Origin of the sequence: Streptomyces sp. B1I3, assembly GCF_030816615.1 — a bacterium.
Lineage (GTDB): Bacteria > Actinomycetota > Actinomycetes > Streptomycetales > Streptomycetaceae > Streptomyces.
The window spans coordinates 4655075-4674020 of record NZ_JAUSYD010000001.1 but is presented as its reverse complement, the minus strand read 5'-3'; the positions used below and the strand labels follow the sequence as shown (position 1 = coordinate 4674020).

Below are 18946 nucleotides of genomic sequence, written 5' to 3'. Positions count from 1 at the left end.
GGAGTCCGGACAATGGCCGATCGCTATCTCCGCTTCACCGGCACAGCACCCGGCCGCCTGCTGACCCGCAGGCTCGGCCTTCCAGAACCCGCCCCGCTGCGACGGTGGACGGTGGGGACGCCCACGCTGGACGGGCCGTTGCTGCACCTCACAGCGGGTGCGTCCGCCCACCCCGGGACACTCGGCGCGGTACTCGCCGCGACCGGGCTGAAGGTCACCGAGCGCGCGGAGCGTCCGGCGGCCATCGTCCTCGATGCGACCGGAATCACCACCGTCACCGGACTCGGCGACGTACACGCCGCCCTCCACCCCGTCGTGCGGTCGTCGGCCGCCGGTGGGCGCGTCGTCGTTCTCGGCACACCGCCGTCCGCCGGCGACCACCACCAGGCGGCGGCCCAGCAGGCCCTCGAAGGATTCGTGCGTTCGCTCGGCAAGGAGATCGGCAGGGGCACCACCGTCCAGCTGCTGCGCATCGCCCCCGGGGCCGCCGCATCGGCCGAGTCCACGCTCCGCTTCCTGCTGTCCCCCCGGTCCGCGTACGTCAGCGGCCAGGTCATCGAGCTCGACGGCACGGCCCCGGACCCGGTCGCCGACTGGGCGGCGCCGCTGGCCGGCCGCACGGCGCTGGTCACCGGGGCCGCCCGGGGCATCGGGGCCGCCGTCGCCTCCGTCCTGGCCAGGGACGGCGCCCAGGTGATCTGCCTGGACGTGCCCCAGGCCCGGGAGGACCTGGTCCGTACCGCCGACCGCCTCGGAGCGACCGCCCTGGCCCTCGACATCACCGCACCCGACGCGGCCGGCCTGATCGCAGCGACCGCATCTGATGGTCTCGACGTCCTGGTCCACAACGCGGGCATCACCCGCGACCGCAGGCTCGCCAACATGCCGGCCGACCGCTGGGCCTCGGTCATGGAGGTCAACCTGAACAGCGTCCTGCGCACCACCGACGCGCTCCTGGAGGCGGGCACCGTCCGCCGCGGCGGACGAATAGTCGCCACCGCGTCCATAGCCGGGATCGCGGGCAACAACGGCCAGACCAACTACGCGGCCAGCAAGGCGGGCATCATCGGGCTCGTCCGTTCCCTGGCCCCACGCGCCGCCGCCGGCCACGGCGTCACCGTCAACGCGGTCGCACCGGGCTTCATCGAGACGAAGATGACGGCAGCCGTCCCGCTCCTCGTCCGCGAGGCCGGCCGCAGGATGAACTCCCTGTCCCAGGGCGGACTCCCGGTCGACGTCGCCGAGACCACCGCGTGGCTCGCCCAGCCCGCCTCCAGCGCCGTCAACGGCCAGGTCGTGCGGGTCTGCGGCCAGAGCCTGCTGGGTGCGTGACGCCGTGACCGGCCTGACCGTCACCCTCGTACGCGGGGCAGTCACCTCGCCGTTCAAGCGGGCGGGACGTTCCGGCGCCACGCTCCCCTCCACCCGGGTGGTGCTCCCGCCCGCGCGCGTCGACCCCGGCCGCCTCGCCTCGTACAACAGGATCTGCGGCTTCACCGGACCGGACGTGCTGCCGCTGACCTACCCGCACGTCCTGGGTTTCCCGCCCGCCATGCGGGTGATGGCGGGCCGCGCCTTCCCGCTTCCGGTGCTGGGGCTCGTCCACACCTGGATCGAGATCACCGGCCACCGGCCGATGCGTCCGGCGGACGCCCCGGAAATCACCGTGTACGCGCAGACACTGACGCCCCATCGGCGGGGGACCGAGGTCACGATGGTGACCGAGGCACGGCTGGCCGGCGAGCTCGTCTGGGAGTCGCGAAGCGGCTATCTGTCCCGGCACGCGACCGGAGGAGCCTGCGCACCGGCCTCCGCGCGGACCGGCGGGACGGCCACCCCTGCGAGCGGTGAGGAGCTGCCGGCCGTCGCCGAATGGCGTCTGCCCGGCGACCTCGGACGGCGGTACGGCGCCGCCTCGGGCGACCGCAACCCCATCCACCTCCACCCGTTGCCGGCACGGCTGTTCGGCTTCCCCCGGCACATCGCGCACGGCATGTGGACCGTCGCCCGCTGCCTGGCCGAGGCCGGGACGGACGCGCCCGGCCGGATCCGTACGGTACGGGCCGACTTCAGGGCACCCGTCCTGCTGCCCGCCACCGTGACGTACGCCGCCGCCGGCTCCGCCTTCGAGGTGCGCGGCGCCGGCCGTGTCCACCTCACGGGCCGGATGACACGGGAGGGCTGACGCTCCGGGTCAGTTCCCCCGAGGCTGCCAGCCGCGTCCGTGCATGAGGTTCTCCAGGCCCGCCCAGGAGAAGTTCATCAGGGTGGCCGCCGCCTCCTTGGCCGAGACACCCGGGGTGACGTTCGCCCACCCCGCCAGTGCCTCCGCGGCCCCCACGAGCGCCTGCGCGAGCCCGGCCACATCCCGGTCGGGCAGCGCGGGATCGTGGTGCGCCTCGCGGGCGGCCGCCGCGATCAGACCCGTCACGAACGCAACGATCTCCTCCCGCAGCACCCCGACCTCACTGACGAACGGCTCCCCCTGCGCCCGCGCCTGCTGGTGCAGCACGGCCCAGCCGTCCGGATGCTCCGCGGTGTGCGTGAAGAACCCGCGCAGTCCGGCCCACAGTTGCCGGTCGGCCGGCAGCCCCGGTTCCACCGAGGCCTGTACCGCTTCCACCAGCGCCTTCGCCTCGCGCCGGATGCAGGCGGTGAAGAGCTCCTCCTTGGAGTTCAGGTACAGATAGACCAACGGCTTGGACACTCCGGCCAGCTCGGCGATCTCGTCCATCGAAGCGGCCCGGTAGCCGCGCTGCCCGAAGGTCCGCACCGCGGCGTCCATCATCTGCTGCTCCCGCACGGCGCGCGGCATGCGTTTGCTCTTCACTGCACTCACGTCGACTTCCCTCCCGCCCCCACTGCGCTACTCCTCGGTAAGACTACGGCGCGGTCCCGTCCACCGTCGTACGGAAGGGACGCGGCCCGGCCACGGCGGCCGGTAGTCGCCCCACCCTCAGGGGGACGTCCCGTACGACCACGGTCGCCCCCGGTGTCGCCCTCGGGACCGATGCCCGCGCCCGATACCGCCGCCTAGTGTCCCTGACATGACGATGAGACTCCGCAGACGGACGGCCGTCGCCGCCCTCTCGGCCATGCTCCTGCTGGCCGCGCCCGTCACCACCGCACAGGCCCTGTCCGCCCCCGCGTCCGCACCGGCCGCGCCCGCCGCCGTCACGTCCCGACTGCCCAGCCCGACCGGCCCGTACGCCGTCGGCACCGAGGTGCTGCACCTCACCGACCACGCGCGCACCGACCCCTGGGTGCCCGCCGCCGGGGACCGCGAACTGATGGTGTCGCTGTACTACCCCGCCCGCACCGGGCGGGCGGGTTCCACCGCTCCGTACATGAGCACCGAGGAGGCCCGGCTGGTGCTGGCCGGCGCCGGGCTGGAAGGCACCGTGCCACCGGCGACGCTCAGCTCGCTCGGCACCCACGCCCGCACCGGCGCCCGGACGGCACCCGGGCGCTTCCCCCTGGTACTGCTCTCCCCGGGGTTCGGCAACCCCCGGGCGACGGTGACCTCGCTGGCCGAGGACCTGGCGAGCCGCGGTTACGTGGTGGCGAGCGTGGACCATGCCTACGAGTCCGCCGGGACGGAACTGCCCGACGGCCGGCTCCTGACCTGCGTGGCCTGCGAGAGGCTGGAGTCCGCGCCCACCGAGGAGGCCCGGGAGGAGCTGGGCAGGCTCGTCTCCACCGGCCGGGCCGCCGACCTCTCCTTCGTGCTGGACCGGCTGACCGGCCACCGTCCCGCCTGGAAGAACTCCCGCATGGTCGACCGGCGCCGGGTCGCCGTGACCGGCCACTCCATCGGCGGGAGCGCGGCCGCCTCGGCGATGCTCGCCGACCCGCGCTTCGACGCGGGGATCAACATGGACGGCACGTTCATGGAGCGCATTCCCGCCTCAGGCCTCGGCCGGCGCCCGTTCATGATGCTGGGCAGCGCGCCCCACTCCCCCGGCGGCGGGGACACCTCCTGGGACCAGGGCTGGCAGCGGCTGGACGGCTGGAAACGCTGGATCCGCGTCGAGGGCTCCGGCCACTCCAGCTTCACCGACGTCCCCGTACTGGAGGACCTGATGGGGGTGACGCTGGACCCCACGGTCACGCTCTCCACCGACCGGCAGGTCCGGATCACCCGTGACTACGTCGGCGCCTTCCTCGACCAGCACCTGCGCGGCCGTCACCAGCCCCTGCTGGACGGCCCCACCCAGGGCAACCCCGAGGTCGTCTTCCACCGGCCCTGACGGACCGGAGAACGCCGGAGCGCCCCCGGACGGATGTCCGGGGGCGCTCCTGGGGCCGTCGTGTCCGCTACGCGGCGACGGGCACGCCCTTCGGCTCCGCGTCGCGCGTCTCGGCCTCGTCGACCGGAGAGGCCGACGCCGAGTTGTACGCGTCGTGGTCGAGGATCTTCTCGCGCGCCGCGACGATCACCGGGACCAGCGCCTGACCTGCCACGTTCGTGGCGGTGCGCATCATGTCCAGGATCGGGTCGATGGCGAGCAGCAGGCCCACGCCCTCCAGCGGGAGGCCCAGCGTCGACAGGGTGAGGGTCAGCATGACCGTGGCGCCGGTGAGACCGGCGGTGGCCGCCGAGCCGATCACCGAGACGAACGCGATCAGGACGTAGTCACCGATGCCGAGCTGGACGTCGAAGATCTGCGCGATGAAGATCGCCGCCAGCGCCGGGTAGATCGCGGCGCAGCCGTCCATCTTGGTCGTGGCGCCGAACGGGACGGCGAAGGAGGCGTACTCCTTCGGGACGCCGAGACGCTCGGTGACCTGCTGGGTGACCGGCATGGTGCCGACCGAGGAGCGGGAGACGAAGGCCAGCTGGATCGCCGGCCAGGCGCCCTTGAAGAACTGCAGCGGGCTGACCTTGGCGACCGTGGCGAGCAGCAGCGGGTAGACGCCGAACAGCACCAGGGCGCAGCCGATGTAGACGTCGGCGGTGAACGTGGCGTACTTGCCGATCAGGTCCCAGCCGTAGTCGGCGATGGCGTAGCCGATGAGGCCGACGGTGCCGAGGGGAGCGAGGCGGATGACCCACCACAGGGCCTTCTGGAGGAGCTCCAGGATCGACTCGCTGAGGGTGAGGATGGGCTTGGCCTTCTCACCGAGCTGGAGCGCGGCGATACCGGCGACGGCGGCCATGAAGACGATCTGCAGGACGTTCAGCTCGGTGAACGGCGTGATGACGTCCTTCGGGATGATGCCCGTCAGGAAGTCGAGCCAGGAGCCGGCGTTCTCGGGCTTGGCACCGTCCTTGGGGGTGAGGCCGGTGCCGGCGCCCGGGTTGGTGACGAGGCCGATCGTGAGGCCGATCGCGACCGCGATCAACGAGGTGATCATGAACCAGAGCAGCGTGCGGGTGGCCAGCCTCGCGGCGTTGTTGACCTTGCGCAGGTTGGTGATCGACACCATGATCGCGAAGAAGACGAGGGGCGCGACGGCCAGCTTCAGCAGCTGGACGAAGATGTGGCCGACCTTGTCGAGCGTGGTGTAGAGCCAGCCGATGTCCTGGCTGCGGGTGAGCCAGCCGAGCAGGACACCGAGGACGAGACCGGCGACTATCTGGGCCCAGAACGGGACGCTGGGCAGGCGGAAGCCGGAGCCGGACGGCTTGCCGGCGTCGGTCGCGGCTGGGGGCGCGGAATTCGCGGACACGGACACACTCCTGAGGGGACGCAGCGGGACGTACGAGGACAGACGTACGGTCGTGCGGTCGAACGGGGACGGGGGTGCGGCGCCCGCGTCAAGGGCGGCGCCGCTGCATGATGCCGGTTCAGACGTTGCGGCAACAGACCGCGGACATACAGCGGCAGAGATCGACATGCAGGCGCGCCACGAGCGGGGGGCTCATGGCGTCAAGGGGGCGCGCTGCAGCGTTCATGTCGAATACGTTAACACTTGAACTTTGGGAACCTCAAAGGTCTGCTTTGATCGTGACCGCCCGCCCGCACCGGAACCCGCACACGCCCGCGCCCGCACACGCCGGAACCCCGGCACGGGAGCGGCTGCTCCGGTACCGGGGTCCGGTGTGTACTGGGTGCGGTGTGAGGAACCTTACGCGGCGCCTACCGGGTGACGCTGTCCTCGCGCGTGCGGTTGGCCTCGAGCCGGGCCTTGGTCCGGTCGACCGTGGAGATCAGCTGCGCGGACATCTCGTCACGCTGCTTGCGCAGCAGCACGTAGCTGAGGGGCGCCGACAGGAGCAGGCCGAGGAGGATGACCCAGACCGCGTTGGAGCCGCCGGCTCCGGCGGGCAGCAGGCCGAAGTGGACCGCGACACCGGCGACGAAGAAGCAGCCGACGAAAATCAGCACGCGCAGCGCGGTGTACCGGATCGTGGCGCTCGGCTTGGCAGCGGACACGGCTGACCTCTTTCTACGTCCGACGTTCCTGCGGTCGTGCAGTCTGGAATCCTGCCCGACCAGTGAAGCATGCCCCGAATTCGATCAGTTCGCAGGGTTCCTTCCGGGGCGCGCCGCCCCCTACGGCCGGAAGAGCGGGAGCAGCATGATGATGTCGTCGCGGTAGTCGTCATCGGCGACCCGGATGGCGTTCGGGACCCGGCCCACCTCCTTGTACCCGCAGGAGGCGTAGAAGCGGTCGGCGCCGGTGCCTCCTCGGCAGGTGAGCCGGATGGCGTCGATGCCGTCGATCGCGCGGGCCGCATCGGCCGCGGCGGCCATCAGGTCGCGCCCGTAGCCCTTGCCCTGGTGGCGCGGGTGGACCATCACCGTGTAGATCCAGAGCCAGTGGCGCATCAGCTGGTGGGTGTTGTGCGTGAGGAAGGCGGTGGCGGCGACGGTGCCGTCCTCGTCGCGGCCGACGACCAGGCTGGTGCGTCCCTCGGCCATACCGAAGAGGTGCCTGACCAGCTCCGGCCGCACCTCTTCGGTGGTGACCGGCGGCACGAAGCCGACCGCTCCGCCGGCGTTGCTGACGTCGACCCAGAGCGCGGTGATGCCGTCCCTCAGTGCCCGGTCGAGTGCGGGATCCACTTCGAATGTAAGCGCCATGGCGGCAGATTAGCCATTACGCCGGCTGTACTCAAAACGCCGTCCACCACGCGGGAAAGCCCCGGCCGGGGGACGGCGGACCGGGGCTTTCGTACAGAGCGGGACTCCCGCGCCGGGCTGTACGCGTCAGACGCGCATCGGCTGCGGCGACTCGCGCCGCCCCGCGTCCGGGCCCGGGTACTCGCGCAGGATCTCGTAGCGGGTGTTGCGCTCGACGGGGCGGAAGCCCGCGTCACGGATCAGGTCCAGCAGGTCCTCACGTCCGAGCTTGTTCGGCGTGCCGTAGTCGTCCGCGTCGTGCGTGATCTTGTACTCGACGACCGAGCCGTCCATGTCGTCCGCACCGTGCTGGAGGGCGAGCTGCGCGGTCTGCACACCGTGCATCACCCAGAACACCTTGACGTGCGGGACGTTGTCGAAGAGCAGCCGGGAGACCGCGAAGGTCTTCAGCGCCTCCGCGCCGGTCGCCATCGACGTGCGCGCCTGGAGCGTGTTGCGGACCTTGCCGTCCTTCATGTCCACGAAGTCGTGCTGGTAGCGCAGCGGGATGAAGACCTGGAAGCCGCCGGTCTCGTCCTGCATCTCCCGCAGCCGCAGCACGTGGTCGACGCGGTGGCGGGGCTCCTCGATGTGCCCGTACAGCATCGTCGCCGGGGTCTTGAGACCCTTCTCGTGCGCCAGACGGTGGATGCGCGACCAGTCCTCCCAGTGGGTGTTGTGGTCGACGATGTGCTGGCGGACCTCCCAGTCGAAGATCTCCGCGCCACCGCCGGTCAGCGACTCCAGACCGGCCTCGATCAGCTCGTCGAGGATCTCGGAGGCCGAGAGCCCCGAGATGGTCTCGAAGTGGTGGATCTCCGTCGCCGTGAACGCCTTGAGCGCCACTTCGGGGAGCGCTTCCTTCAGCGCGCTGAGCGAGCGGGGGTAGTAGCGCCAGGGGAGGGTGGGGTGCAGACCGTTCACGATGTGCAGCTCGGTGAGGTTCTCGCCCTGCATCGCCTTGGCGAGACGGACGGCCTCCTCGATGCGCATCGTGTACGCGTCCTTCTCGCCCGGCTTGCGCTGGAACGAGCAGTAGGCGCAGGACGCGGTGCACACGTTGGTCATGTTGAGGTGCCGGTTGACGTTGAAGTGGACGACGTCGCCGTTCTTCCTCGTACGCACCTCGTGGGCCAGCCCGCCGAGCCACGCCAGGTCGTCGGACTCGTAGAGCGCGATCCCGTCCTCGCGGGTCAGCCGCTCGCCGGCCCGGACCTTCTCCTCCAGCTCGCGCTTGAGTCCCGCGTCCACCAGTGGCCTCCCATACCTCTACGTAACAGACTCCGGCCCACCGTACTCCCCCGTCCCCGGGCCGCGGTCACCACCGTCCGGCGCTGCGCCTCAGTCCTCGCCCGGGAGCTCTCCGACCCGGTTCTCCCACTTGGTCGACAGCACGATCGTGGTGCGGGTCCTCGAGACCCCCTTCGTCCCGCTCAGCCTGCGGATCGTCTTCTCCAGACCGTCCACGTCACCGACGCGCACCTTGAGCATGTAGGAGTCGTCGCCCGCGATGAACCAGCAGTCCTCGATCTCGGCAAGGTCCTTCAGCCGGTGCGCGACGTCCTCGTGGTCCGCCGCGTCGGAGAGCGAGATCCCGATCAGCGCCGTGACGCCCAGCCCCAGCGACGCGGAGTCGACAGTGGCGCGGTAGCCGGTGATGACACCGGCGGTTTCCAGCCGGTTGATGCGGTCGGTGACGCTGGGGCCCGAGAGCCCGACGAGCCGCCCCAGCTCGGCGTACGAAGCCCTGCCGTTCTCTCTGAGGGCCTGGATGAGCTGCCTGTCCACCGCGTCCATGTGACTGAAACCTTCCATTGTTCAGCAGTACCGCGAGTTTATGTGTAGAATCTAAGGCACAACAGGGTTTTCACCCTGCGAATCTTTCAGATCATCCAAGAAACGCTTTCGAATCTTCAGGAGTGAACGACACCGTGTACTCGATCGAGATGGCCTACGCCCGCATGCGTGAGTTGCAGGACCTGGCCAACCGCTCGCGTGCCCATGAGCCCGCCGCCGCCCACCGCGTCGACCGGACCCGGACCCGCGCCCGCCGCGCGGCCAAGAAGCACTGACCCCACCGGGTCAGCCACGGGAGCCGCCACCGAGCTCTCCCTCCCACCGGCGGTACAGCTGGTGCGGCACCCCCGCCGCGTCCAGCACCCGCCCGGCGACGAAGTCCACCAGATCCTGGATGTGCGTCGCCCCCGCGTAGAACGCCGGAGAGGCGGGCAGCACCACGGCGCCCGCCTCGTCGAGCGCGACCATCTGCTTCAGCGTCGAGCCGCCGAGCGGCGTCTCACGCACGGCGACGACCAGCTTCCGCCGCTCCTTGAGCGTCACGCTCGCGGCCCGCTGCAGCAGATCCTTCGAGAGTCCGAGCGCCACTCCGGCCACACACGCCGTGGACGCCGGGACGATCAGCATCCCCTTCGCCGGGTACGAGCCCGAGGACGGCCCGGCGGCCAGGTCTCCGGCCGCCCAGTGCCGCACGCCCCCGAGGTCCGGCCGGAAGGTGTCCGGCTTCCCGTCCGCCCCCCGGGCCAGCCACTTCCCCAGGTCCTCCTGCCAGTGGGCGTCGCGGAACGCGATCCCCGTCTCGTCCAGCAGCGTGAGCCGCGAGGCCCGGCTCACCACCAGGTCCACGCTCTCCCCCGCGGCCAGCAGCCCCCGTAGGACGGAGGCCGCGAAGGGGGTCCCCGACGCTCCCGACACCCCGACAATCCAAGGCCGTCGCTGGTGCTGACTCATTGAAGTCCCGGATTCCACACGCCCGAGCCTATCCGGCACCCGGCGCCAGGAACCGAGGCAGGGGCTCCGTACGTTGCAACGGACGACAGGACTGGCATGGACAGGGGGTGACCATGACGGAGACACGCACCGGAGCCACCGCACGCGCGGTCACGGCGGGCGTGGTGATGCTCGCCTGGATCGCACTGCTGTGGGTGCTGGAAGGCATCGACACGATCACCGGCCACTCCCTCGACTCCTACGGCGTCAGTCCGCGCGAGCCGGCCGAGCTGGCGGACATAGTGCCTTCCGCCTTCCTGCACGGCGGATGGGAGCACCTGGCCTCCAACAGCGTCCCGCTGCTGGTCCTCGGCTTCATCGCCGCCCTGGCGGGGATACGCAGATTCGCCGCCGTGGTGCTCGTGGTCGTCGTGACGAGCGGCATCGGCGTCTGGCTCACCGCTCCCCCGAACACGGTCACGCTGGGCGCGTCCGGTGTGGTCTTCGGCCTCTTCGGCTATCTGCTGGTCCGGGGCTTCGTGGACCGCCGCCCCCTCGACATCGTGGTCGGCGTGATCATCGCCGCGGCCTACGGCTCGCTGCTCTGGGGTGTGCTGCCCACCGACTCCGGCATCAGCTGGCAGGGCCACCTCTTCGGACTCGTGGGCGGCGTGGCGGCGGCGTTCGCCTTCCGCCGTCCCCGCCGCGCCCAGGGCCCGAAGGGGTACGTCACGGCGTGAGGCCCCGCACCAGCAGGTCGAGCAGCGCGCACGCGAACAGGGCGATGCCGATGAATCCGTTGACCGAGAAGAACGCCCGGTTCAACCGGGACAGGTCGTGCGGCCGCACGACCCGGTGCTCGTACACGAAGGCAACGGCGACGATCACCATGCCGATCCAGTAGAAGAGCTCCGCGTCCGTCGCCACGCCGAACCAGACCAGCAGTCCGGTCGTCACCACGTGGCAGACCCGCGCACCCCACAGGGCTGCCGGAATCCCGAAGCGGGCGGGGAAGGAGAGGACACCGTGGGCCCGGTCCGCCTGCACGTCCTGGCAGGCGAAGATCAGGTCGAATCCCCCGATCCAGACGCCGACTGCGAGCCCGAGGATCACCGCGTCCCACGACCAGCTCCCGGTCACCGCCAGCCAGGCGCCGATCGGCCCCATGGCCTGGGCGACGCCGAGGATCGCGTGGGGGAAGTTCGTGAACCGCTTGCCGTACGGGTAGACGACCATGGGCACGACGGCCACCGGCGCCAGCGCCAGGCAGAGCGGGTTCAGCAGGGCCGCCGCTCCGAGGAAGACGACGACGGCCACGATCGCACCCGTCCACGCCGACTTCACCGAGACCGCGCCGGTGACCAGCTCACGGCCCGCCGTCCGCGGGTTCCGGGCGTCGATCTCCCGGTCGATGATCCGGTTGGCGGCCATGGCGAACGTCCGCAGCCCGACCATCGCGACGGTCACGAGCAGCAGCGTGCCCCAGTGGATGTCCTTGTCCAGCCGGAACATCGCGGTCAGTGCCGCGATGTACGCGAAGGGCAGCGCGAAGACCGAGTGCTCGATCATCACCAACCGCAGGAACGCCCGGGGCCTGCTGCGGGGCTGCGGCACGGCAGCGGTGGAAGCGGAGGTGCTCACAGTCCGTACTCCTTCCAGCGGCGGTCGACCTTGGCCGCCGTATCCGGGTCCGACTCGACCATGGCCGGCCAGCCGCCGTCCCGGGTGTAGCCCTCCTCGGGCCACTTCCGGGTCGCGTCGATGCCCGCCTTCCCGCCCCAGAACTGCTGGTAGGAGGCGTGGTCGAGGTGGTCGACCGGGCCCTCGACGACGGTGAGGTCACGGGCGTAGTCGGTGTTGCCGAGCGCCCGCCAGGAGACCTCGTGCAGGTCGTGGACGTCGCAGTCGGCGTCCACGACCACGATCAGCTTGGTCAGCGACATCATGTGCGCACCCCAGACGGCGCTCATCACCTTCTGGGCGTGCTTCGGGTACTTCTTGTCGATCGAGACGATCGCGCAGTTGTGGAAGCCGCCCGACTCCGGCAGGTGGTAGTCCACGATGTCCGGCACGATCACCTTGAGGAGCGGCAGGAAGAACCGCTCGGTGGCCCGCCCCAGCGGCCCGTCCTCGGTCGGCGGCCGGCCCACCACGATCGACTGCAGCAGCGGGCGCCTGCGCATGGTGACGCAGTCGATCTTCAGTGCGGGGAACGGTTCCTGCGGCGTGTAGAAACCGGTGTGGTCGCCGAAGGGGCCCTCGGGCAGCATCTCGCCCGGCTCCAGCCACCCCTCGATGACGACCTCCGCCTGGGCGGGGACCTGCAGCGGCACGGTCTTGCAGTCGACCATCTCGACCCGCCTGCCCTGGATGAAACCGGCGAAGAGGTACTCGTCGATGTCCCCGGGCAGCGGCGCGGTCGAGGCGTACGTGACCGCGGGCGGCGCCCCGAACGCGATGGCCACGGGCAGCCGCTCACCACGCCTGGCGGCGACCTGGTAGTGGTTACGGCTGTCCTTGTGGATCTGCCAGTGCATCCCGATGGTGCGCCTGTCGTGGCGCTGGAGCCGGTAGAGCCCCAGGTTGCGCACGCCGGTCTCGGGGTCCTTGGTGTGGGTGAGGCCCAGGTTGAAGAAGGAGCCGCCGTCCTCGGGCCAGGTGAAGAGCGCGGGCAGCTGGTCCAGGTCCACGTCGTCGCCCGTGAGGACGACCTCCTGGACGGGGGCGTTCTCGGGCTTCACCTTCTTCGGCGGCACATGGACCATCGAGCCCAGCTTGCCGAACGCCTCCCGGACGCCGACGAAACCGTGCGGCAGTTCCGGCCTGAGCAGTCCGCCGATCTTGTCGCTGATGTCGGAGTAGGACTTCAGCCCCAGCGCCTTGAGCAGGCGGCGGTCCGTCCCGAAGACATTCATGGCCAGGGGCATGGACGCCCCCTTGACGTTCTCGAAGAGCAGCGCGGGGCCGCCCGCCTTGTTGACGCGGTCGACGATCTCGCCGACCTCCAGGTGCGGGTCGACCTCGGCCTTGATGCGCTTGAGATCGCCCTCGCGCTCCAGAGCCCGGAGCAGGGAGCGAAGATCGTCGTAAGCCATGCCGTCCAGTATCGGCCACCCGCTACCCTGGGCCCGTCACCGGGGCGGGACAGTGCGCCCCCTCACCTCATCTCGGGGGATCCTTCCACCATGTTGCGGGCCCTGATCTATCTTCTGCCGCTGGCGCTGACGATCTACGCGTTCATCGACTGCCTGAACACCCCGGAGGACGAGGCCAGGCATCTGCCGAAGCTGGCCTGGGTCTTCATCATTCTGCTGTTCTGGATCGTGGGCCCGATCGTCTGGTTCGCCGCCGGCAAGCTGCGCCACGTACCCGCCGGGGGCCGTACGCCCTCCGAGTGGCACCGCAACCACCGCACCACCTGGGTCGCACCGGACGACAATCCGGACTTCCTCAAGTCGCTGAAGGACGAGAACAAGAGGGACGAGTCACTCCTCAAGGACTGGGAGGCGGACCTGCGCCGCCGCGAGGAGGAGATCAAGCGCCCCGAGGGCAACGCGGGACCCGGCGAGTCCGCCCCGCCCGCCACTTCGTAGGTTCGCCCCCGCCGCGCAGGGGCCCACCCCGCCGCTCCGTGGGCCCGCACCGCCACTCCGTCCGCCCATACCGCCACGGGACGGGCTCACGACGACAGCAGCCGCCCCAGCCGGTCGAGCAGGGGCAGCAGCGCTGTGCGCTCCTGGGGGGTGAGCGCCTCCAGGGCGCCGTGCACCACCCGCATCTCGGCGCGGATGCGGTGAGCCAGCTCGGTGCCCTCGGGTGTGCGGGCGGCGACCTTGGAGCGGCGGTCGTCGGGGGCGGGGGCGCGGGTGACCAGGCCGCGGCTCTCCATGCGTCCGATGAGCCCCGTGGCGTTGGACGCGTCACACACCAGGTGACGGGCCAGTGCGCTCATGGGCATGGGCTCACCGAGCGCGATCAGCGCCCGCGCCTGCGAGGTGCTGAGTCCGTGCCGGGCCGCGACGGCGGTGAGGTCGTCGTGATGACCGCGGACGACGAGCGCGAGGGGTTCCAGCAGTTCGTCCGGAGTAGGGACGGCGCGGGGTGCCGGTTCCGTCGTCATGGTCGGTCATCCTTCGATCGGTGCGCATGGCCCGGCGGCCCCGGGACAGATGACGCCACACAGCCGCATTCGTTTGACATGCCCAATTTTTGGCAGTTACATGGCTTTTATTGCTTGAGCATATCAAGCTTCCTTGTGTCCTGCCTATGTCGTAGGGAGCACCCCCCCCATGCCCTCCGTACTCTTCGTCCTCACCGGCGCCGACCACTGGACCCTCAAGGACGGCACCACCCACCCCACCGGCTTCTGGGCCGAGGAGCTGGCGGCCCCGCACCGCGTCTTCTCGCAGGCGGGGTTCGACATCACCATCGCCACCCCGGGCGGCGTCGCCCCGACCGTGGACACCGCGAGCCTGGCCGCCGACGCCAACGGGGGCCAGGAACAGGCCGACGCCGTCGCCTCGTACCTCGCCTCGATCGACGAGACGCTCCGCATCCCCGCCCGGCTGGAGGACACCGTCCCCACCTCGTACGACGTCGTCTTCTACCCCGGCGGCCACGGCCCCATGGAGGACCTGGCCGTCAACGAGGCCTCCGGCCGGCTGCTCACCGCCGCGCTCGACTCGGGAGCCCAGGTCGCCGTCCTGTGCCACGCCCCCGCCGCCCTGCTGCCCGCCCGCCGCGACGACGGCAGCTGGCCCTTCGCCGGCTACCGCATGACCGGGTTCAGCAACGCCGAGGAGACCCAGGCCGGGTTCGCGGACAAGGCTCCGTGGCTGCTGGAGGACCGGCTCGTCGAGCTCGGCGCCCAGTACTCCGCCGGGGACGCCTGGTCGGTGCACACCGTGCACGACCGCAACCTGCACTCCGGCCAGAACCCCGCCTCCTCCGAACAACTGGCCCGCGAGATCGTGGAGGCCCTGTGAGCACCGGCACCGCCGAGTCCCCGGCCGAGGTCGTCACCCGCCTCCGCGCCACCTTCCGCACCGGGCGCACCAAGGGCCTCGACTGGCGCACCGCACAGCTGACGCGGCTCCGCGCACTGCTCACGGAGCGCGGCGACGAGCTCGCCGAGGCCCTCCACGCCGACCTGGGCAAGAGCCGCAAGGAGGCGTACCGGACGGAGATCGACTTCACGGTCCGCGAGATCGACCACACCCTGGAGCGCCCTGGCGGGCTGGCTGGAGCCCGAGCCCGCCCCCGTGCCGGCGGTTCTCGCCGGGGCCACCGCCCACACCCGGCAGGACCCGCTCGGTGTCGTCCTCGTCATCGCGCCCTGGAACTACCCGGTGCAACTGCTGCTCGCGCCCGTCGCGGGTGCGCTGGCCGCGGGCAACGCCGTGGTCGCCAAGCCCAGCGAGCTGGCGCCCGCTACCTCGTCGGCCGTGGCGCGGCTGCTGCCGGAGTACCTGGACACGGACGCGGTCGCCGTGGTGGAGGGTGCGGTGCCGGAGACGACCGCACTGCTCGCCGAGCGCTTCGACCACATCTTCTACACGGGCAACGGCACGGTCGGCCGGATCGTCATGGCCGCCGCGGCGAAGCACCTGACGCCGGTGACGCTGGAGCTGGGCGGCAAGTCGCCCGCTTTCGTCGACCGCGACACGGACCTGAAGACCGTGGCCTCCCGGCTGGTCTCCGGGAAGTTCCTCAACACCGGCCAGACGTGTGTCGCCCCCGACTACGTACTGACGGACCCGGAGACCGCGGCCGCCCTGGAGGACGCGCTCGCCGCGGCGGTCGAGGACCGGTTCGGCCCCGACGCCTCCGCGTCCCCCGAGTACGGCCGGATCGTGAACGAGCGTCACTTCGACCGGCTGGTGGGACTGCTGGACTCCGGCCGCACGGTGACGGGCGGCGCCCACGACCGCGGCCAGAAGTACATCGCGCCCACCGTGCTGGCCGACGTCGCCCCGGACGCCCCCGTCATGCGTGAGGAGATCTTCGGCCCCGTTCTGCCGATCATCACCGTGGACGGGCTCGACGAGGCCATCGGCTTCATCAACGACCGGGACAAACCGCTGGCGCTGTACGCGTTCACGCAGTCCCCCGCCGTACGGGAACGGCTGCTGACCGAGACCTCGTCGGGCGGGGTGGGCATGGGCCTGCCCCTGGCCCACCTGACCGTGTCGGACCTGCCGTTCGGCGGCGTCGGCGAGAGCGGCATGGGCAGCTACCACGGCCGGTACTCGCTGGAGACGTTCAGCCACCGCAAGGCGGTCCTGGACACCCCGCTGGGCTGAGCCGCGGCCGTCCCCACACGCGCGAAGGGCGCGACCGCTCACCTGCGGTCGCGCCCTTCGCCCGTGGGGCGGTCAGACTCCCGCGTAGGAGTGCTTGCCGGTCACGAAGATGTTCACGCCGTAGTAGTTGAAGAGCCAGCAGCCGAAGGCCACGAGCGCCAGGTAGGCGGCCTTGCGGCCCTTCCAGCCGGCCGTCGCGCGGGCGTGCAGATAGGCGGCGTACGCGACCCAGGTGATGAAGGACCAGACCTCCTTGGGGTCCCAGCCCCAGTAACGGCCCCAGGCGTCGCCCGCCCAGATCGCGCCCGCGATGATCGTGAACGTCCACAGCGGGAAGACGGCCGCGTTGATGCGGTACGAGAAGGTGTCCAGGGTCTTGGCGGCGGGGAGCCGCTCCAGGACGGACGTGGCGAACTTCCCGGGCGTGCCGCCGTTCGCGAGCTTGTTCTCGTAGCCGTCGCGGAAGAGGTAGAGCAGCGTGCCGACGGCGCCGAGGTAGAAGACGGCACCGCAGATGATGGCGGTGGAGACGTGGATCCACAGCCAGTAGGAGTGCAGCGCGGGCACCAGCTGGTCGCTGTCGGTGTAGAGCGTGGTGGTCGCGATGCCGAGGTCCAGCAGCACCGTCGTCACCAGCAGCAGGCCGATCCAGCGGACGTTCTTCCTCAGCGCCAGAAGGATGAGGTAGGCGCCGACGGCCACCGTGGAGAAGGTGATCGAGAACTCGTACATGTTGCCCCAGGGGGCCCGCCGCACGGACAGGGCGCGTGCCACGACCCCGCCCGCCTCGACCGCGAACGCGACGACGGTCAGCGAGACCGCGATACGCCCCCACAGGTCGCCCTTGAAGGTGCCGCCCGCCGCTCCGGGACCGTCCGGGACGTCACGGGTGCCGGCGGCGGAGCGGGTGACGACCTTGGGGCGCTCCAGCACGGCGGTGCCGCCCTGCTGCGCGACCTGCACCGTCACCGGGGAACCGGCGGCGGCCGAGCCCTGCTTCAGCGCGGCGGCCGTGCGGCCGACCTTGCTGCGGCTGCCGAAGACCCACTCCGCGATGTGCGCGAAGAAGGCCAGGGTGTAGACGGCCATCGACGAATAGATCAGCACATTGCTGGTGTGCGCCAGATTCTCGTTGGTTGCGGCGGCGAGATTCACTTCTCAGCCCCTTCGGCAGGCTCTTCGGAGGGTTGTTCGGTCTCGGGTTCGGGGTCGGGCGCGGTGGGCGCCACGGTGTTGAGCGCGACCGCGAGATCGGCCAGCTCCTCGGGGAGTTTCGCGGACTCGCTGCGGCCCAGGCCGGCCATCTCGACGACGGTGACCCCGTCCGGTCCCGGCACGGCCCGCACCCACACCCGGCGGCGCTGGATGAAGAGCGATCCGGCGAGTCCGGCGATGGCGGCCACGGCGCCCGTCAGTGCCCAGCCGCTCGCGGGCTGGCGGGAGATCTGGAAGCTGGCCCACTCCTCGACGCCCACGAAGGTGATGGAGCCGGCGCCGTCGGGCAGCTTCATGGTCTCGCCGGGGCGGAGCCGCTGCTTGAGCTGGTCGCCGTTGCTGTCCTTGAACGCGGTCATCTTGGACGGATCGAGCTGGTAGACGTTCTGCGGGAGCCCGGAGTCGACGCCGAGACTGCCGTGGAAGCCGTTGAGCGCGAGGACCGGGTAGTCGAGCGCGGGGAACTGCGAGAACATCGTGCCCTTGCCTGCGCCCGCGAACGTCGGCACGAAGAAGGCCTGGAAACCGAGCTGCGTCTTCCTGCCGTCCGTGCCCTCGTACCCGTCCATCACCTTGATCGCGCCGGTGGAGGTGATGTTGTTGTCCTGGGGCAGCAGGGGCACGGCGTTGCGGTACACCTCCTTGCCCGTGCCGTCCTTCACGGAGACGACCGGGGCGTAGCCGTGGGCGTTGAGGTAGACCTTGGTGCCGTCGACGACGAGCGGCTTGTTGACCTCGATGACCTTCTTCCGCGGCTGACCGTCGGCACCCTCGGAGTACGTCACGCGGGCCTCGTAGGTCCGGGCCGTGCCGCGCTGGGGGCCGCTGCGCTCGTACGTGCCCCTGAAGTCGTCGAGGTCGAAGGTGAAGGGGGTGAGGTCGTCGGCGTCGAAGAGCGAGCCGGACTTGAAGTTGTCGTACTGGGTGAGGGTGTTGGAGAACCCGTCACCCTCGACGACGAGCTTGCCGCCCTCGGACTTGAAGAGCTGTCCGCAGGCGAAGGCGACCAGCATGACGATCAGCGCGATGTGGAAGAGCAGGTTGCCGGCCTCGCGGAGGTAGCCCTTCTCGGCGGCGACGGCGTCACCGACGGCGTGCGAGCGGAAGCGCCGCCTGCGCAGGACGGCGAGCGCCGCCTCACGGACCTGCTCGGGCGCGGCGCCGGTGCGCCAGGTGGTGTAGGCGGGCAGCCGGGTCAGCTGCTTCGGCGCGCCGGGCGGGCGGCCGCGCAGCTGGCCCACGAACTGGCCGGTGCGCGGGACGATGCAGCCGATCAGCGAGACGAAGAGCAGGAGGTAGATCGCGGAGAACCACACCGAGCTGTAGACGTCGAAGAACTGCAGCTTCTCGTAGAGCGGGCTGACGGTGGTGTGGGCGTTCTTGAAGGTCTGCACCTTCAGTTCGTCCACGCTGTTCTGCGGGATCAGCGATCCGGGGATGGCGCCGAGCGACAGCATGAAGAGGAGGATCAGCGCGACCCGCATCGAGGTCAGCTGCCGCCAGAACCAGCGGGCCCAGCCGATGACCCCCATGGCGGGTACGGAGGCCGCGGACTCCTCGCGCGGTGCGGTGGAGAGCTGCTCTCCGGCCTCGCCGAGGTCGCGCTCGTCCGTGGTGTTCAGGTTGCTCATG

Annotated in this window: 19 protein-coding genes and 1 pseudogene; 8 read left to right on the top strand and 12 right to left on the bottom strand. The window is 70.7% G+C overall.

Going from position 1 to position 18946, the window contains the following annotated elements; all coding sequences use genetic code 11:
- Positions 1 to 12: 12 nt before the first annotated feature.
- Both QFZ58_RS21495 and QFZ58_RS21490 read left to right on the top strand, forming a co-directional pair.
- On the top strand, positions 13 to 1332 hold the full coding sequence (locus QFZ58_RS21495; RefSeq protein ID WP_307126531.1) for a 3-oxoacyl-ACP reductase: 1320 nt from the start codon (positions 13 to 15) through the stop codon (positions 1330 to 1332).
- Between the two features lie 4 nt (positions 1333 to 1336).
- The gene (locus tag QFZ58_RS21490; RefSeq protein WP_307128944.1) at positions 1337 to 2185 is read left to right on the top strand and encodes a MaoC/PaaZ C-terminal domain-containing protein; all 849 of its coding nucleotides are present in this window, start codon (positions 1337 to 1339) and stop codon (positions 2183 to 2185) included.
- Positions 2186 to 2194: 9 nt separating this feature from the next.
- On the opposite strand, the gene QFZ58_RS21485 is transcribed toward QFZ58_RS21490, so the two are convergent.
- Positions 2195 to 2815, bottom strand: a complete 621-nt coding sequence (locus QFZ58_RS21485; RefSeq protein ID WP_307128943.1) for a TetR/AcrR family transcriptional regulator — start codon at positions 2813 to 2815, stop codon at positions 2195 to 2197.
- A gap of 232 nt (positions 2816 to 3047) precedes the next feature.
- Between QFZ58_RS21485 and QFZ58_RS21480 the strand changes: the two genes are divergently transcribed.
- Positions 3048 to 4250 carry an alpha/beta hydrolase gene (locus QFZ58_RS21480; RefSeq protein ID WP_307126530.1) on the top strand — a complete coding sequence of 401 codons (1203 nt, stop codon included), beginning with the start codon at positions 3048 to 3050 and terminating at the stop codon, positions 4248 to 4250.
- A gap of 67 nt (positions 4251 to 4317) precedes the next feature.
- Here QFZ58_RS21480 and QFZ58_RS21475 read toward each other — a convergent pair whose 3' ends face one another.
- The 5 genes from QFZ58_RS21475 to QFZ58_RS21455 all read right to left on the bottom strand — a co-directional run bounded on the left by QFZ58_RS21475 (position 4318) and on the right by QFZ58_RS21455 (position 8867).
- On the bottom strand, positions 4318 to 5673 hold the full coding sequence (locus QFZ58_RS21475; protein ID WP_307126529.1) for a dicarboxylate/amino acid:cation symporter: 1356 nt from the start codon (positions 5671 to 5673) through the stop codon (positions 4318 to 4320).
- A 410-nt stretch (positions 5674 to 6083) separates the two neighbouring features.
- Positions 6084 to 6380, bottom strand: coding sequence for a DUF4229 domain-containing protein (locus tag QFZ58_RS21470; protein ID WP_307126528.1), 297 nt, complete (start codon positions 6378 to 6380; stop codon positions 6084 to 6086).
- Positions 6381 to 6500: 120 nt separating this feature from the next.
- Positions 6501 to 7031 (bottom strand): GNAT family N-acetyltransferase, encoded by a 531-nt coding sequence (locus QFZ58_RS21465; protein WP_307126527.1) that lies wholly within the window; start codon positions 7029 to 7031, stop codon positions 6501 to 6503.
- A gap of 126 nt (positions 7032 to 7157) precedes the next feature.
- Positions 7158 to 8321 (bottom strand): aminofutalosine synthase MqnE, encoded by a 1164-nt coding sequence (gene mqnE / locus QFZ58_RS21460; protein WP_307126526.1) that lies wholly within the window; start codon positions 8319 to 8321, stop codon positions 7158 to 7160.
- Between the two features lie 90 nt (positions 8322 to 8411).
- Complete coding sequence (locus QFZ58_RS21455) at positions 8412 to 8867, bottom strand: Lrp/AsnC family transcriptional regulator (protein ID WP_307126525.1); 456 nt, start codon at positions 8865 to 8867, stop codon at positions 8412 to 8414.
- 122 nt (positions 8868 to 8989) lie between these two features.
- Here QFZ58_RS21455 and QFZ58_RS21450 point away from each other — a divergent pair, with 122 nt between their 5' ends.
- Positions 8990 to 9142 carry a hypothetical protein gene (locus QFZ58_RS21450; RefSeq protein WP_307129101.1) on the top strand — a complete coding sequence of 51 codons (153 nt, stop codon included), beginning with the start codon at positions 8990 to 8992 and terminating at the stop codon, positions 9140 to 9142.
- A gap of 10 nt (positions 9143 to 9152) precedes the next feature.
- Here QFZ58_RS21450 and QFZ58_RS21445 read toward each other — a convergent pair whose 3' ends face one another.
- Entirely contained in the window at positions 9153 to 9818 is a 666-nt protein-coding gene (locus tag QFZ58_RS21445; protein WP_307126524.1) for a UbiX family flavin prenyltransferase, read from the bottom strand.
- Between the two features lie 113 nt (positions 9819 to 9931).
- Between QFZ58_RS21445 and QFZ58_RS21440 the strand changes: the two genes are divergently transcribed.
- Complete coding sequence (locus QFZ58_RS21440; protein ID WP_307126523.1) at positions 9932 to 10537, top strand: rhomboid family intramembrane serine protease; 606 nt, start codon at positions 9932 to 9934, stop codon at positions 10535 to 10537.
- Here QFZ58_RS21440 and mqnP read toward each other — a convergent pair.
- Entirely contained in the window at positions 10527 to 11438 is a 912-nt protein-coding gene (gene mqnP, locus QFZ58_RS21435; RefSeq protein WP_307126522.1) for a menaquinone biosynthesis prenyltransferase MqnP, read from the bottom strand. The two genes, QFZ58_RS21440 and mqnP, sit on opposite strands and share 11 nt — an antisense overlap.
- Positions 11435 to 12892, bottom strand: a complete 1458-nt coding sequence (locus QFZ58_RS21430; protein WP_307126521.1) for a menaquinone biosynthesis decarboxylase — start codon at positions 12890 to 12892, stop codon at positions 11435 to 11437. The genes mqnP and QFZ58_RS21430 overlap by 4 nt, the downstream gene beginning before the upstream one ends.
- Positions 12893 to 12982: 90 nt before the next feature.
- Here QFZ58_RS21430 and QFZ58_RS21425 point away from each other — a divergent pair, with 90 nt between their 5' ends.
- The gene (locus QFZ58_RS21425) at positions 12983 to 13390 is read left to right on the top strand and encodes a PLD nuclease N-terminal domain-containing protein (protein WP_307126520.1); all 408 of its coding nucleotides are present in this window, start codon (positions 12983 to 12985) and stop codon (positions 13388 to 13390) included.
- Positions 13391 to 13476: 86 nt separating this feature from the next.
- Here the strand turns inward: QFZ58_RS21425 and QFZ58_RS21420 are convergent, their stop codons facing one another.
- Positions 13477 to 13917 carry a MarR family winged helix-turn-helix transcriptional regulator gene (locus tag QFZ58_RS21420; protein WP_307126519.1) on the bottom strand — a complete coding sequence of 147 codons (441 nt, stop codon included), beginning with the start codon at positions 13915 to 13917 and terminating at the stop codon, positions 13477 to 13479.
- A gap of 169 nt (positions 13918 to 14086) precedes the next feature.
- Here QFZ58_RS21420 and QFZ58_RS21415 point away from each other — a divergent pair, with 169 nt between their 5' ends.
- Together QFZ58_RS21415 and QFZ58_RS21410 are read left to right on the top strand one after the other, a co-directional pair.
- Positions 14087 to 14782 carry a type 1 glutamine amidotransferase domain-containing protein gene (locus QFZ58_RS21415; RefSeq protein ID WP_307126518.1) on the top strand — a complete coding sequence of 232 codons (696 nt, stop codon included), beginning with the start codon at positions 14087 to 14089 and terminating at the stop codon, positions 14780 to 14782.
- A pseudogene (locus QFZ58_RS21410) lies at positions 14779 to 16099 on the top strand (aldehyde dehydrogenase family protein). Before QFZ58_RS21415 ends, QFZ58_RS21410 begins: the two are co-directional and overlap by 4 nt.
- A gap of 72 nt (positions 16100 to 16171) precedes the next feature.
- On the opposite strand, the gene ccsB reads toward QFZ58_RS21410, so the two are convergent.
- Entirely contained in the window at positions 16172 to 17254 is a 1083-nt protein-coding gene (ccsB, locus tag QFZ58_RS21405) for a c-type cytochrome biogenesis protein CcsB (RefSeq protein ID WP_307126517.1), read from the bottom strand.
- Positions 17251 to 18945 (bottom strand): cytochrome c biogenesis protein ResB, encoded by a 1695-nt coding sequence (locus QFZ58_RS21400; RefSeq protein WP_307126516.1) that lies wholly within the window; start codon positions 18943 to 18945, stop codon positions 17251 to 17253. Before QFZ58_RS21400 ends, ccsB begins: the two co-directional genes overlap by 4 nt.
- Position 18946: the final 1 nt, after the last annotated feature.